Origin of the sequence: Pseudomonas sp. CBS, from assembly GCF_024734645.1 — a bacterium.
Classification (GTDB): Bacteria; Pseudomonadota; Gammaproteobacteria; order Pseudomonadales; family Pseudomonadaceae; genus Aquipseudomonas.
This window is the reverse complement of record NZ_CP102929.1, coordinates 3166957-3181506: the sequence shown is the minus strand read 5'-3', so window position 1 is coordinate 3181506 and position 14550 is coordinate 3166957. Positions and strand designations below refer to the sequence as shown.

Sequence of the window (14550 nt, the reverse complement as noted above, 5' to 3'; positions counted from 1 at the left end):
TGCGTTGGTCATGCGGCTACACAATGGCTGGTTTTCAGCCCAGGCGGGCGGCCAACCAGCTGCCAATATCGTGTATCTCCTGGGGTAACACTTCATGGCCCATTGGGTATTCCTGCCATGCAACGGTGACACCGCGCGACTTCAAATGCTCATAGGCGCTACGACCCATGGCGTTCTGCACCACGTCGTCGTATTGGCCGTGCAGGCACAGCACCGGAATCCGTTGCTGGCTGGCCGACAATTCGAGTTCGTCACCGAAAGTGGGAGCGTAGGTGGAAAGGGCAATCACGCCACCCAAAGCACCCTGCCATTTCAGGAAAGCGGTGTGGAACACCACGGCGCCACCCTGGGAAAAACCGGCGAGGAAAATCCGCGAGGCGTCTATCCCGCTGCTTTTTTGTTCCTTGATCAGGTCAGTGACCATTTTTGCCGAGGCTTCCAGTTCCTCAACGCTGATCGAGCGCGCCGGGCTCATGGCCTTGATGTCGTACCAGCTCGGCATCTCGTAGCCGCCATTGATGGTCACCGGGCGTGTCGGCGCCTGGGGCAGGACAAAGCGCGTAGACAGGAGTTTTTCCTGCAGGGCTTCAGCCACCGGCAGGAAGTCGTAGCGATCGGCACCCAGGCCATGCAACCAGATTACGCAGGCGTCTGCGGGCTTGGCGGGCTGAAGAATCAAGGGTTCGGTCATGTCTGCTCCATAAATGTGCGTGCGCTCCGATTGAGTGCGTCGGAACGGTGCGCGACAGGTTGATCTGTTAAGAGAATGTCGCAAGGTTGAATCTTTTGCGCTTGACCAAGGGCTGAAACGACTCAGCCGCCAGTCTGGTACGGGGCTTGCTATGTGAAACCCGATGTCAAGGCTCACCCCGGGCGGTAACACTATCAGTGACTGACACCCGGGGGATAGCAACTGGACTTAAAGCAAAAACCTCATGCTGTTTGACCCCAAAAAAAGCCAACACGGGTCGATGTCGCCTCATAAGGGTGCGGTGGGGTTCGAGCGCAGGCACAACAAGAGCAAAACTGGAGGTTTGAATGAAGGTATTGAAATCCACCCTGGCCATCGTGACCGCGGCTGCCGTATTGGGTGTCAGTGGTTTCGCCCAGGCTGGCGCCACGCTGGATGCCGTGCAGAAGAAAGGCTTTGTGCAGTGTGGCGTGAGCGACGGTCTGCCAGGCTTCTCGGTGCCGGACGCCAGTGGCAAGATCCTCGGGATCGACGCTGACGTATGCCGTGCTGTTGCCGCTGCCGTATTCGGCGACGCAACCAAGGTCAAATTCAGCCAGTTGAATGCCAAGGAGCGTTTCACCGCGCTTCAGTCTGGCGAAGTCGACATCCTGTCGCGTAACACCACCATGACCAGCTCTCGCGATGCCGGCATGGGCCTGAAATTCCCGGGCTTCATCACCTACTACGACGGTGTTGGCTTCCTGGTGAACAACAAGCTGGGCGTTAAAAGTGCCAAGGAACTGGACGGTGCAACCATCTGCATCCAGGCCGGTACCACCACTGAGCTGAACGTTTCCGACTACTTCCGCGCCAACAACCTGAAGTACACCCCGATCACGTTCGACACCTCCGATGAAAGCGCCAAGTCGCTGGAATCCGGTCGTTGCGACGTGCTGACCTCCGACAAGTCCCAGCTCTACGCACAGCGCAGCAAGCTGGCTTCGCCGAAGGACTACGTGGTACTGCCGGAAACCATTTCCAAAGAACCACTGGGCCCTGTCGTGCGTAACGGTGACGACGAGTGGCTGGCCATCGTGCGCTGGGTAGGCTACGCCATGCTCAACGCTGAAGAAGCCGGTATCACCTCCAAAAACGTCGAAGCTGAAGCCAAGTCCACCAAGAACCCGGACGTTGCCCGTCTGCTGGGTGCTGACGGCGAATACGGCAAAGACCTGAAAGTGAAGAAAGACTGGGTCGTACAGATCGTCAAGCAGGTCGGTAACTACGGCGAAGTGTTCGAGAAAAACCTCGGCAAGAGCACTCCCCTGGAAATCGATCGTGGCCTGAACGCACTGTGGACCAACGGTGGCATTCAATACGCACCACCTGTGCGCTGATCGCTGATGGTTCTATCACCCGGTGGGCCAACCGCCGGGTGATGTTCTGTTCCATTATTCCTGGGGCACTTAATGCAAAATCAAATCGGCGCACCAAAACAGAAGCTCAGCTTCAGTGATCCAAAAGTGCGTGCGTGGCTATTCCAGATCATCACGATTGTGGCGGTGGTCTCGTTGGGCTGGTACCTGTTCAACAACACGCAAACCAACCTTCAACACCGGGGCATTACCTCGGGTTTCGACTTTCTTGAGCGCAGTGCCGGCTTCGGCATCGCTCAGCACCTGATCGACTACACCGAATCGGACAGCTATGCCCGGGTCTTTGTGATCGGCCTGCTCAATACCTTGCTGGTGACCGTGATCGGTGTGGTCCTGGCGACCATCCTCGGGTTCATCATCGGTGTGGCGCGCTTGTCGCCCAACTGGATGATCAACAAGCTGGCGACCGTGTATGTGGAAGTGTTCCGCAACATTCCGCCGCTGCTGCAAATCCTGTTCTGGTACTTCGCGGTATTCCTGACGATGCCGGGGCCGCGTAACAGCCACAACTTTGGCGACACCTTCTTCGTCAGCAGCCGTGGCCTGAACATGCCCGCCGCATTGATGGCGGACGGTTTCTGGCCGTTTGTGATCAGCGTGGTGGTGGCGATCATCGCCATTGTGTTGATGGCCCGTTGGGCCAACAAACGCTTTGAAGCCACCGGTGTTCCGTTCCATAAATTCTGGGCCGGCTTGGCGCTGTTGGTGGTGATCCCGGCACTGTGCGCACTGGTTTTTGGCGCGCCACTGCACTGGGAAATGCCCAAGCTGCAAGGCTTCAACTTCGTCGGCGGCTGGGTGCTGATTCCCGAGTTGCTGGCGCTGACCCTGGCCTTGACCGTGTACACCGCAGCGTTCATCGCCGAAATCGTGCGTTCAGGCATCAAGTCCGTCAGCCACGGCCAGACTGAAGCGGCGCGCTCCCTCGGGCTGCGCAACGGCCCGACCCTGCGCAAAGTGATCATCCCGCAAGCCCTGCGCGTGATCATCCCGCCGCTGACCAGCCAATACCTGAACCTGGCGAAAAACTCGTCACTGGCCGCCGGTATCGGTTACCCGGAAATGGTTTCGCTGTTTGCCGGCACGGTGCTCAACCAGACCGGCCAGGCCATCGAAGTCATTGCCATCACCATGAGCGTGTACCTGGCGATCAGCATCAGCATTTCCCTGCTGATGAACTGGTACAACAAGCGCATTGCGCTGATCGAGCGGTGAGGAAACCAGCATGACTTCTCATACTTTCAAACCTGACATGCCACCACCCAACAAGGTCTTCGGGCCGATGGCGTGGATGCGTGCCAACCTGTTTTCCAGCTGGCTCAACACCCTGCTGACACTGCTGGCGTTCTACCTGATCTACCTGATAGTGCCGCCGATCCTGCACTGGGCGATCCTCGATGCAAACTGGGTGGGCACTACCCGCGCCGACTGCACCAAGGAAGGCGCCTGCTGGGTATTTATCCAACAGCGTTTCGGGCAGTTCATGTACGGCTACTATCCCGGCGACCTGCGCTGGCGCGTGGACCTGACCGTGTGGCTGGCCATTGTCGGCGTGGCGCCGTTGTTCATTTCGCGCTTCACCCGCAAAGCAGTCTACGGCCTGAGCTTTTTGGTGGTGTACCCGATCGTTGCCTACTTCCTGCTGCACGGCGGGATCTTCGGCATGACCAACGTGGCCACCAGCCAATGGGGCGGCTTGATGCTGACTCTGGTGATCGCCACCGTCGGCATTGCCGGGGCCTTGCCGCTGGGCATTGTGCTGGCGCTGGGTCGGCGTTCGAACATGCCGGCGATTCGTGTGGTCTGCGTGACCTTCATCGAATTCTGGCGCGGCGTACCGTTGATCACCGTGTTGTTCATGTCGTCGGTGATGTTGCCGCTGTTCCTGCCAGAAGGCATGGGCATCGACAAACTGCTGCGGGCGTTGATCGGCGTGATCCTGTTCCAGTCGGCCTACGTGGCCGAGGTGGTGCGCGGTGGCTTGCAGGCGATTCCCAAGGGGCAGTACGAAGCCGCCGCCGCGATGGGCCTGGGTTACTGGCGCAGCATGGGCCTGGTGATTTTGCCCCAGGCGCTGAAGATGGTGATTCCGGGCATCGTCAACACGTTTATCGCGTTGTTCAAGGACACCAGCCTGGTGATCATCATCGGCCTGTTCGACCTGCTCAACAGCGTCAAGCAAGCCGCCGCCGACCCGAAATGGTTGGGCATGGCCACTGAAGGCTACGTGTTCGCCGCCCTGGTGTTCTGGATTTTCTGTTTTGGTATGTCCCGCTATTCCATTCATTTGGAACACAAGCTGGACACAGGCCACAAGCGTTAGGAGTGTTGTGATGAGTGAAGCGATCAAACAGCCTGTGAGCCCTGAAGGCATTATTCAGATGCAGGGCGTCAACAAGTGGTACGGCCAGTTCCACGTGTTGAAAGACATCAACCTGAACGTCAAGCAGGGCGAGCGTATCGTACTGTGCGGCCCGTCGGGTTCCGGCAAGTCCACCACCATCCGCTGCCTCAACCGTCTGGAAGAGCACCAGCAGGGCCGCATCGTGGTCGATGGCGTGGAGCTGACCAACGACCTCAAGCAGATCGAAGCGATCCGTCGGGAAGTCGGCATGGTGTTCCAGCACTTCAACCTGTTCCCGCACCTGACCATCCTGCAGAACTGCACGCTGGCACCGATGTGGGTGCGCAAGATGCCCAAGCGCAAGGCTGAAGAAATTGCCATGCACTACCTTGAGCGCGTGCGTATTCCGGAGCAGGCCCACAAGTTTCCGGGGCAACTCTCCGGCGGCCAGCAACAGCGCGTGGCGATTGCCCGTGCGCTGTGCATGAAGCCAAAAATCATGCTGTTCGATGAGCCGACCTCGGCACTCGATCCAGAGATGGTGAAAGAGGTGCTGGACACCATGATCGGCCTGGCGGAAGACGGCATGACCATGCTCTGCGTGACTCACGAAATGGGTTTCGCGCGCACTGTGGCCAACCGCGTGATCTTCATGGACAAGGGCGAGATCGTTGAACAGGCAGCGCCGAATGACTTCTTCGACAACCCGCAGAATGATCGGACCAAGCTGTTCTTGAGCCAGATTCTGCATTGATCCATGGGTAATGCTTGAAACAATAAACCCGGCCTGGTGCCGGGTTTATTTTTGCCTGTCTAAGAGGCGTTGAGGACTTCTTGCGTTTTGTTGTTGATGGTGTAGGTGAAGGCGTTGCGCAGGTCTGCGCCTTCGGCCAGCTCCTTCGCATCGGTGAGCAAGTGGGGGTAACGATCCAGCAGGCGCATCAGAACCATCAATGGTTTGGGCGGCGTTATTTCACCGCGTTCGTAACGTGAGAATGCGTTGTGGCCGCCACCGGAGAGCAAGCCCACGGTTTCTTTTTGCGTGAGGTGCAGCTTGCGACGGATACGCTTCAGTTCAGCGCCCATCATTCTTCGGGCGGCGTGGAGCAGATCATCACCGGCATTGGCATGACGTTCGCAGTTATCGGGGTCATACATGCCGTCCTCGCACACCTGACATTCCCAGCCCGAAAGATCATCAATGCGCCGCTCCATACCTTTTATACGCATGGTTTCGCTGCGACCCTCAAAACGCGTCATGGCGTCGGGGGCACCGCAGATGAAGCAATGTTGGGTGTTCATAGGTTCATCCCTTTGAAGGAGATCACCGGAGGGTTGCTGCCGGAGCAGTAAGTCACCTTGATGTAAATCTCCAGACCGTGTGAATGGATGTGGTAGACGTCATGCCAGATCCGATGATCCGCGTAGGTGGTCATCGACTTGTACAACATCCTGTTTTGCAGTTCGAAAATAACGGCCTGCATTTCCGAGAGATCAAGGTCGAGCGCCTCTGCGGTTTTCTTTGCCGCACGTGTGAAAGCCTTGGCGCCAAGCCGCCTGACATCCGCCTTTATCACCGCCAAATCGTAATGAGGTGTGTACTTTTCCATAAGACACCTGAGTCCAATAATTACCCTCTGAGGGTAATTTTACCAATCGAAAATACTGCTCCTTTGCCTCCTCTGAACCCTAGTGCGTTGCCTTTGTAGGCAACTCCGAATAGGCTGTGGGAAAATTCATCCTATGATTGGATGAAAGGACGAAACCCATGACAGACATCGCCCCCCTGATCAAACGCTCCCTCGTCGATCAAGCCCTCGAACAGTTGCGCCAGCGCATCACCCAAGGCGTGTGGGCCATCGGCGAACGCCTGCCCACCGAGCCCGAGTTGTCTGCCGAGTTGGGGATCAGCCGCAACACTGTGCGTGAAGCCATGCGCGTATTAGCGTTCTCCGGGTTGATCGAGATCCGCCAGGGCGACGGCAGCTATTTGCGCTCCATGACCGACCCGCTTGGCGCGATGAAAGCTTTGTCCCACTGCACCCTGGCTCAGGCGCAGGAGACGCGGCAGATTCTTGAAGTCGAGGCAGTCGGCTTGGCTGCGTTGCGCCGCACCGATGAAGACCTGGTCGCTTTGCGCGCGGCCCTCAACGCCAGCGGCGACCATTACCACGGTGATCTTGAGCACTACATCAGCTGCGACCTGGTGTTCCACAAACGCCTGGTGGACGCGGCCCACAACCCGGCCTTGAGCGAGCTGTACCAGTACTTTTCCAGCATTGTCGGCGCGCAACTGCGCCAGACCCTGAACATCCAGCCGCGCCGGCAAGCGGTGTTCGACCTGCACGGCGCCTTGCTCGATGCCGTGGAACAACAGGACCCGGAACGCGCCAAGGCCCTGTCCCGGCAGTTGATCAATGAACCTTGAACCCGAGACCACCATGCCCCGTTCAGAAAATGCTCTTGAAGAACTGCTGATCGACGCCGAAGCCGATGACGATGAGGTCCAGCACAGCCCGCCGGTGGTGAGCCGTCCGTGGCTGTTGCTGCTGGGCCTGATCCTGGTGGCGCTGAACCTGCGCCCGGCGTTGTCGAGCATGGCGCCGCTGCTCGCTGAGGTCTCCCATAGCCTGGGTCTCTCGGCGGCCAAGGCCGGGCTGCTGACGACGCTGCCCGTGTTGTGCCTGGGCCTGTTCGCACCGTTGGCTCCGATCCTGGCCCGGCGTTTTGGCGCTGAGCGGGTGGTGCTGGGCATTCTGCTGACCCTGGCCGGCGGCATCATCCTGCGCAGCTCATTGGGTGAGGTCGGGCTGTTCGCCGGGAGCCTGCTGGCGGGCGCGAGTATCGGCATCATCGGGGTGCTGTTGCCCGGTATCGTCAAACGCGATTTCGCCAAACAGGCCGGCACCATGACCGGCGTGTACACCATGGCGCTGTGCCTGGGTGCAGCATTGGCGGCGGGGTCCACGGTGCCTCTGAGTCATTACTTCGGCGACAGCTGGAACATCGGCCTGGGGTTCTGGATTCTTCCGGCGTTGGTTGCGGCGTTGTTCTGGTTGCCACAAATTGGCCAGAAACACGGCGCGCACCAGGTGGCCTATCGCGTGAAGGGCTTGTTGCGTGATCCGCTGGCCTGGCAGGTGACCCTGTACATGGGCCTGCAATCCTCCCTGGCGTACATTGTGTTTGGCTGGTTGCCGTCGATCCTGATCGGCCGTGGCCTGACCGCCACCCAGGCGGGCCTGGTGCTTTCCGGCTCGGTGATTGTGCAGTTGGCCAGTTCCCTGGCCGCGCCCTGGTTGGCCACGCGCGGCAAGGACCAGCGCCTGGCCATCGTGGTGGTGATGCTGTTGACCCTGGGTGGCCTGTTCGGTTGCCTGTATGCCCCGCTGGACGGCTTGTGGGGCTGGGCGATTCTGCTGGGCCTGGGCCAGGGCGGCACCTTCAGCCTGGCGCTGACCTTGATCGTGCTGCGTTCACGGGACGCCCATGTAGCCGCCAACCTGTCGAGCATGGCCCAGGGGATCGGCTACACCCTGGCGTCCATGGGGCCGTTCGCGGTCGGACTGGTGCATGACTGGACCGGCGGCTGGAACGCCACCGGCTGGATTTTCGCGGTGATCGGCCTGGGCGCGATCATCGCGGGGTTGGGCGCCGGACGTGCGCGGTATGTCGCCGTGACCAGCGAGAAGGTCTAGAGGTACAACACTTCCATAGTGCTGGAACCATCGATATGCACGTCGCTGCTGAGGTCGAGATTGTTCTTGGCAGCGATCACCGTATCGACCCTGACCAGGCTGCTCAGCGTCTGGAAGGCCGTCGGTCCGCTGGTGCTGCCGACGGTGTCGGTAAAGCCGAGAAAGCTGCGCGAACCGATGTCGATCGGGTTGCTGTTGGCGGTGCGCCAGGCGATCCCGCCGCTGGTGGACTCGGTGCCGTAAACCTCCGGCAGGCTGTCGATCACGGTCTGCTTGGGGTCGAAGGTCAGTGAGTACAAGCCGATCTTGTTGCCACTCGGGTCCAGGCCCAGCCCGTAGTAGATTTCGCTGTTGACGTTGGCGGTGCCGTCGCGGTTGTCGCTCATGCGCAGGGCGTAACGGGTCGCTGCCTCACAGTTGATGGTCACGCTCAGGTAGCGCACCGGCAGGCGTTTGCCGCGATCGATGTTCAGGTCCTGCTGGGAAATCTTGCCGTAGTCGATCAGGCCGTTGCTCGACAATGCCGGTGTGCAGGCGCTGGGGGTGAGCAAGCCGGTGATGCCGAGTTCGACACTGGAAGCCGCCGTGGCGCCGGTGCTGAGGGTCAGCAGGGCAAGTGTTGCGAGAGAAAGCTGGCGTAGGTGCATGACCATACTCCTTGATCAGAGGTAGATGATTTCAATCGTGCCCGAACCGTCGAGCAGTACTTCCGTACGCAGGTCCAGGTTGTTCATGGGCGACAGAACGGCGCGCACGCTGATCTGTCCGCTCAGGTTCTGGATCGCGGTGGGGCCGGCATTGCTGCCGGATAGAGCGGTAAAGCCGAGCAAACTGCTGCTGCCGATGGGAATGGGGTAAGCGTTGGAACTGCTCCAGGCCACGCCGCCAGTGGTGGAGTCGGTGCGGTACACCTGGGGCAGGGCGTCGGCGCGCAGGTCGAAAGGGTCGAAGTAAAGAAAGTAGCGGCCGATCTTATTGCGGCTGTCATCGACGCCCAGGCCGTAGGCGGTTTCATCGGTGCCGCCGGTGGCCGAGCCTCTACGGTTGTCGTGCATGCGCAAGGCAAAGTGAGTCGGACCGTCGCAGCCGATACTCAGCAGCAGGCTGCGGGAGGCCAGGCCGGTTTCCTTCTCGGCGTTCAGGCTCTTGGCCCACATACGGCCAAAGTCGATGATGCCGCCGTTGGACAGCGTGGTTTCGCAGGCCGCCGGGGCGAAACCGGCTTGCAGCGACAGCTCCCGGGCGCGGCCGGTGGCGACGGCGTCGATCAACCCGGTGGCTTCCCAGGTCACCGCGTCACGCACTTGTGTGGCGTCGGCCTGTGCCCAGGCATTGACCTGCAGTTGTGCCGAGAAGCTGCTGCCGGTGGTCGGCGCGCCGTCGCGCAACGGCACGATGGCCTGGTCGGGTCGCCAGTCGAGCGTCCTGCCCCTGGCGCTGAGCGCCTGGCCTTGCCCACCGGTCAACCCCAGCTCAACCGCCTGGCCGTCGAGTACCGCATCGCTGATGTGCACACGGTAGCTGCCACGCTCGGTAAAGCGGTAGCGCTCGGCGGTCGCGGCCAGGGCCCGGTAGAACACGTGCATATCGGTGGGTGTCGGGCAGTTCAGGTTGAGGCTCAGGCGGCGCTCCCCCAGCACAATTTCTGCGCCGGGGTTGCGCTGCACGGCGCGGTTCATCACGCCGAAATCCAGGCGCGACTGGCTTAGGGTCAGTTGGCATTCGTCGGCGTGCGCCCGGCTCTGGACGATGGCGCCCAGGGCCAATCCCAGCAGTAACAATCGCTTCATCACACTCTTCCTCATGGCGTCACACAACGCGCCGGGGCGGTTTCGAAATACACCTGCGGGTCGGCTTTTTCCGCGAGTTCAACCTGCAGTTCACAGCGGCTCATGCCCGGTGCCTTGACCCACAGGCGACGAGGGTCCAGCACGTTCGGCAGGAACACCTGGCTGCCTTCCTGCACCAGGGTCACGAACTCACCATCGGCGGTACTGACAGTCGCCCCACGGGGCAGTGGCGTGCCGTGGTCGGTGGTCACGGTGAGCAGGGCACGGCGGGTCAGGGCCACACCGAACTCCACGCGATCCACCGCACCGCGTCCGGCGCTGATGACGGCCAGGCCGTTGCTGATATCGGCATTGCGCGGCAGCGACTGGGTTTGTACTTCCACGGGGCTGCGCCCGTAGGCGGACACTTGCGGTACCACCGCCTGGCCCTGGAAGTCGGTCCACACCGGGCCGCTGGGCGTGGTGAGCTTGACCCCGGCCATATCGCCGACAGACACCAGCGCAAAGGTGTCGCGCACCGGGTAAGGCGAGAAGGTCACGCCACCGCTGTGGGCCACCACCGCACCGCGTGCGCCGCCCTGGTAGCTGGAGCGCTCGGCGTCAGAGCGGCTGTAGTTCATGTCCAGTTGTGCATAGCGCGGCAGATAGGACACGCCGAGGGTGGATTCCACTTGTTGGTCGCGGCTGTCGTGCTCGGCGCTGACCCGATAACTGAGTTGATCGTTGACCTGCTCGTTCACCCCCAGGCCGATGCGGTGCTCGCCACCGGAGTTGCGCACCCAGGAGCGCCCGCGGCGGTTCTCGCCCAGTGGCACGCTCAGGTTCAGGTACACCGCGTTCTCGTTATTCTGCCGGCCGCTGACCTGCCATTCGGCGCTGGCTGACAGCGACACACCGCGCACGCTGGTGCCCCACGAGGCCAGGGCACGACTGCTGTTTTCGCCGTTGAACGTGGTGGTGCGCGAAAGACCGGCAGTGAAGGCGCCCAGCCAAGGATGGGCCCAACCCAGGGCCAGGCTCTGCTGGTCGCGATAGCGGGTGAGGCGACCTTCGTCGTCCCGTGAATCGTAGTAGGCGGCGTCTTCCAGCTCCCGATAGCCCATGGTGCGGTGGGAGGCGCCGGCGGTGATCGACCATTGCCGGCCCAGGCGCTGGGACAGGCTCAGGTCGGTCTGTATCCCGCGTTCACCCAGGCGTTGGGCATCGGCAATCTGGGTCGACAGTTGTACCTGGCCGTCTGGCCACGGCAACAGGCCGAGGCTGGCACCCGTGGCACGGTAGTCCTCGGCGGCAAGCGCGCCGGCCCCCAGGCTCAGGCGCGGGTTCAACGCACCGCTCCAGCCGCCGCTGATCACCCATGGATCGTCGCCGCGCGTATCGCCGATATTGCGCACCCGGCCCGCTCCCAGCGAGTAACCCGGCGCTGGCAGGCCGATGCCGAGCATCGCCGCCGGCACGGTGAAGCGCCGCTCTTCGCCGCTGCTTTCCTTGACCGTCACTTCAACGTCGGAGCGTGTGTTCAGGCGCCGTACGTCGGTGAGGGAGAACGGCCCGGCCGGCACCACGGTGGAGTGAATCAGCGCGCCGTTCTGGCGTACCTCGACCTGGGCCGGGCTGTTGGCGATGCCGCTGATGGTCGAGCCCTGTTCCTGGTCCTGCAGGGCCTGTTCGGTAAACAGCTGCATGCCGGTGATCTGCGCGGATGACAGCACCGGGTTGTAGAGGTTGATCTGCCCGGCCTGCAACACCGCCTGCTGCTCGGCGAAGGTGCGCTGGGCATAGGCTTCCAGGTGGGTACTGCGGGACCGGGAGTCTTGCCAGGTCTGCACCTGGCGGCTGCGCACGATCCAGTCGCCCGCGTTGAAGCCCAGCTCGGTATTAGCCGAGCCGAAGCGGCTGGCGTCGTCGCCATAGCGGTTGTACAAACCGGTGAGGTCGTAGTTGAGCAAGCCGGCGAACCCTCCGGTTTCATAACCGGACAGCTCACGTTGGCGCGGGCGCAGGGCATCGGTGGGCACCATCAGGCTCACGCTCAGGCTGGCGGGGTCCTGTTCCACCACGGTTTGCGGGTATTCGCCAAGGAAGTCGTGGCAGGTGCTGTCGCCCAGCGGCGCCGGTATCACCAGGTCGGCGGCGTCCAGCAGCGGGCGGTCAAAGCACAGCGCGCCCTGGCTGTCGAACTGCACATCGAGGCGGCCACGGCGCTGGCCGTTCACCGTCAGGCTGACGGCATGGCGGCCGCTGCTGTAGCGCGGTGCGTCGAGCAGCAAGTAGGCCAGTTCCGGGTCGATACCGCGCTGGTGCAGGGTTTGCGCGTCGAAGGCATCGGCCCAGGCATCGGCCGACAGCAACGCCATGGTCAGTGGCAGCGCGGCCCGCATCCGGGCGGGGCGTAAAGGACAGTCGGGCACGGCTTCGCCAGCCGGGTCAGTGGTTACTGTGTTCACGTAAAGGCACTCAGGTTATGGAAGCCGGCAACGGTTGGCGGGCTTCCCGGTGACAGTCACAGGGCTGTCACTTCGTTATTCAGCGTTTGCGGCGGTTATCGGTGCTTCATAGGCGGCGACGGCAAAGCCGTAAACGGTGGCCGGTTGCAGGCGTACGGCCGTGGCGGTGTGGGGCGTGCTCAGCCGCAGGGTTTCGCCCGGCAACACATAAGTGCGCGGCAGCACCAGGCTTTGCTTGCCCGGCAGCAATTGCAGCTCCTGGGCCAGGCGCACTACGTAAGGCGTAGGGTTGGCGACGTTCAGGTGGCCAGCGTTCAGCGACCAGGTCAACCCGGTCCAGGGGGTGCGATTCGGCGCCAGGCCTTTGGGATGAATGATCACCGGCAGGTTCTGGCGCACGGTCACGCCCACCCGAGCGTGACCAGCCTGGGCGGCATCACGGTCCTTGGGCATGCCTTCGAAGATCACCCGTTTCAGGCGTTGGGTTGTCAGGGGCGTGGGGTTGCGCAGAATGAAGCGCACCAGTTGGCTTTTGTCGGCCTCGACCCGGGACAGGGGCGGGGTGACGAACAGCAACGATTCGGTATCTTCCGGAATGTCTTCGAGGGTGACGTGCAGCAGGGCCAGTTTGCCGTCGGTGTTGGTCACCGACACCGAGGCTTCACCGTCGGCCTCGTTGACGATCACCACCGAGGTGTCGGGGACCATGCCGTCGGCAAACGCCTGGGTGCTCAGCAGCCAGCCCAGGGCCAGCAAGGTTGGATAGGTCTTCATGATGCACTTCCTAAAATGATCACAGGGCTTAGAGGTAGCGCAGGTCCAGGACCAGTGACCCATCGAGGGGCACGTCCTGCCTGAGGGTCAGACGGTTCGCCGGGTGGATGGTGGTCTGTGCGCGGATCCGGGTGGTCAGGGTGACGATGGGTTCCGGAAACGGTCGGCCGGGACGGGCAAACCCCATCAAGGTCCTGGGGTGGATGGCCAGTTGGGGCGACCAGACGCCGCCCTGGGGGTTTGACACAAGTGACTGCATGGCCTGGCCGTCCCCTTGCGCCGCTTCGAACGCCAGGTCGACGTAACCCAATTGCTCCGCGGGCGCGTTGGGGTTTCTCCCCAGGCCGTAGGTAGTGTCTGGTGCGGCCGACGAATCTTCGCGGCTGTCCAGGCCAATCAGGCCAAACAGCAAGGGGCCGCTGCAGTGGATTTCTACCTCCAGCCATTGGGTGGGCAGCGGAGTGGGAGCCGCCTGGTTGAGGAGATGGGCAGGGATGGTGCCGTGGTCGATGATGCCGCTGCCGGAGAGTGCGATGGTGCAGGAGCTGGGGGTAACCAGGCCCGACAGGGTCATCTCGGTGGCGGTGCTGGCAAACACGCTAGAGCCGGTGTTGAGCAATAACAGCGCCGTGCACAGGCGTAGGGTTCTGTTCATCATTCGGTCTTCAATGTGTTCGGTGCAAGTAAGGCGCCTCGCCGCGAACGACGAGGCCGCGGGTTTACAGGTACTTCACTTCCAGCGTGGCCGAGCCGTCGATCGGGTGTTCATCGCTCAGGTCCAGGCTGTCGGCCCGGGCGATCTGCGCATACACCACCAGGTCGCTGACGACTTGCTGGATCGGCACCGGCAGCCAGGTGCCCGAGGTTCTATCGCCGAAAGCCGCCAATGCGCTGGGTGGCAGGATCGCGTCCGCCGACTCTGCCCAGGTCGTGCCGTTATCCCCGGATTCCAGCACCGTGACGGCGACAGCGTCTGCGACTGCGTTATTCAGCATCAGGTCGTAGGTGCCCAGCTTCTGCGTACCGTTGATCAACCCCAGGCCATAGGTGCCGCCGCTGGAGTTGGACCCGGCGCGGTTGTCGGTGCCTTTGACGGCAAACAGGGTGCCGCCGTCGCAGGTGATGGTCAGTTGCAGGGTGGTGCGTGGCAGTTGTTTGGGGGTCGTGAGGTTCAGGTCTTTGGCGGAGATCTTGCCGTAGTCCACCATCCCTCCGCCGGACAGGCCTGGTGTGCAGGCGTTGGGGGTAATCACCCCTTTGACAGTCAGGTCGACGGTGGACGCCGCCAGGGCAGAGGCGCTGGTGCTGAGCAGCAGCGCGGTGGCCAGGGCATTGAGCGTAAGTTTCATGGGGCACACGTTTCCTTTCGAGTGGGGCCGGTTGAATAA

Annotated in this window: 15 protein-coding genes; 6 read left to right on the top strand and 9 right to left on the bottom strand. The window is 61.9% G+C overall.

Annotated elements, in window-relative coordinates:
• Positions 1-34: 34 nt before the first annotated feature.
• Positions 35-691, bottom strand: coding sequence for an alpha/beta hydrolase (locus NVB75_RS14455; RefSeq protein WP_258347783.1), 657 nt, complete (start codon positions 689-691; stop codon positions 35-37).
• Between the two features lie 347 nt (positions 692-1038).
• Here NVB75_RS14455 and NVB75_RS14450 point away from each other — a divergent pair, with 347 nt between their 5' ends.
• The 4 genes from NVB75_RS14450 to NVB75_RS14435 all read left to right on the top strand — a co-directional run bounded on the left by NVB75_RS14450 (position 1039) and on the right by NVB75_RS14435 (position 5207).
• Positions 1039-2070, top strand: coding sequence for an amino acid ABC transporter substrate-binding protein (locus NVB75_RS14450; protein WP_010170392.1), 1032 nt, complete (start codon positions 1039-1041; stop codon positions 2068-2070).
• Between the two features lie 72 nt (positions 2071-2142).
• Positions 2143-3324: an amino acid ABC transporter permease gene (locus NVB75_RS14445; RefSeq protein WP_258347781.1), complete on the top strand. Its 1182-nt coding sequence runs from the start codon at positions 2143-2145 to the stop codon at positions 3322-3324.
• A 10-nt stretch (positions 3325-3334) separates the two neighbouring features.
• A complete protein-coding gene (locus NVB75_RS14440) occupies positions 3335-4432 on the top strand; it encodes an amino acid ABC transporter permease (protein WP_258347779.1) in 1098 nt (365 codons plus the stop codon).
• Between the two features lie 10 nt (positions 4433-4442).
• Positions 4443-5207, top strand: a complete 765-nt coding sequence (locus tag NVB75_RS14435; RefSeq protein WP_003171943.1) for an amino acid ABC transporter ATP-binding protein — start codon at positions 4443-4445, stop codon at positions 5205-5207.
• A gap of 59 nt (positions 5208-5266) precedes the next feature.
• On the opposite strand, the gene NVB75_RS14430 is transcribed toward NVB75_RS14435, so the two are convergent.
• Together NVB75_RS14430 and NVB75_RS14425 are read right to left on the bottom strand one after the other, a co-directional pair.
• Positions 5267-5755 carry a type II toxin-antitoxin system MqsA family antitoxin gene (locus NVB75_RS14430; RefSeq protein WP_258347778.1) on the bottom strand — a complete coding sequence of 163 codons (489 nt, stop codon included), beginning with the start codon at positions 5753-5755 and terminating at the stop codon, positions 5267-5269.
• Entirely contained in the window at positions 5752-6063 is a 312-nt protein-coding gene (locus NVB75_RS14425) for a type II toxin-antitoxin system MqsR family toxin (RefSeq protein ID WP_258347776.1), read from the bottom strand. The genes NVB75_RS14430 and NVB75_RS14425 overlap by 4 nt, the downstream gene beginning before the upstream one ends.
• Before the next feature lie 158 nt (positions 6064-6221).
• Here NVB75_RS14425 and NVB75_RS14420 point away from each other — a divergent pair, with 158 nt between their 5' ends.
• A complete protein-coding gene (locus NVB75_RS14420; protein ID WP_003216331.1) occupies positions 6222-6881 on the top strand; it encodes a FadR/GntR family transcriptional regulator in 660 nt (219 codons plus the stop codon).
• Entirely contained in the window at positions 6871-8151 is a 1281-nt protein-coding gene (locus NVB75_RS14415; RefSeq protein ID WP_258347774.1) for a CynX/NimT family MFS transporter, read from the top strand. Before NVB75_RS14420 ends, NVB75_RS14415 begins: the two co-directional genes overlap by 11 nt.
• Here NVB75_RS14415 and NVB75_RS14410 read toward each other — a convergent pair.
• From NVB75_RS14410 to NVB75_RS14385, 6 genes are all read right to left on the bottom strand, one after another.
• Positions 8148-8798: a DUF1120 domain-containing protein gene (locus NVB75_RS14410; RefSeq protein ID WP_258347773.1), complete on the bottom strand. Its 651-nt coding sequence runs from the start codon at positions 8796-8798 to the stop codon at positions 8148-8150. The two genes, NVB75_RS14415 and NVB75_RS14410, sit on opposite strands and share 4 nt — an antisense overlap.
• A gap of 15 nt (positions 8799-8813) precedes the next feature.
• Entirely contained in the window at positions 8814-9941 is a 1128-nt protein-coding gene (locus tag NVB75_RS14405; RefSeq protein WP_258347772.1) for a DUF1120 domain-containing protein, read from the bottom strand.
• Positions 9942-9952: 11 nt separating this feature from the next.
• On the bottom strand, positions 9953-12322 hold the full coding sequence (locus tag NVB75_RS14400; protein WP_258348623.1) for a fimbria/pilus outer membrane usher protein: 2370 nt from the start codon (positions 12320-12322) through the stop codon (positions 9953-9955).
• A 141-nt stretch (positions 12323-12463) separates the two neighbouring features.
• The gene (locus NVB75_RS14395; RefSeq protein ID WP_003216340.1) at positions 12464-13162 is read right to left on the bottom strand and encodes a fimbria/pilus chaperone family protein; all 699 of its coding nucleotides are present in this window, start codon (positions 13160-13162) and stop codon (positions 12464-12466) included.
• Between the two features lie 28 nt (positions 13163-13190).
• Positions 13191-13817: a DUF1120 domain-containing protein gene (locus NVB75_RS14390; protein ID WP_258347769.1), complete on the bottom strand. Its 627-nt coding sequence runs from the start codon at positions 13815-13817 to the stop codon at positions 13191-13193.
• Between the two features lie 64 nt (positions 13818-13881).
• Entirely contained in the window at positions 13882-14511 is a 630-nt protein-coding gene (locus NVB75_RS14385) for a DUF1120 domain-containing protein (RefSeq protein WP_258347768.1), read from the bottom strand.
• Positions 14512-14550: the final 39 nt, after the last annotated feature.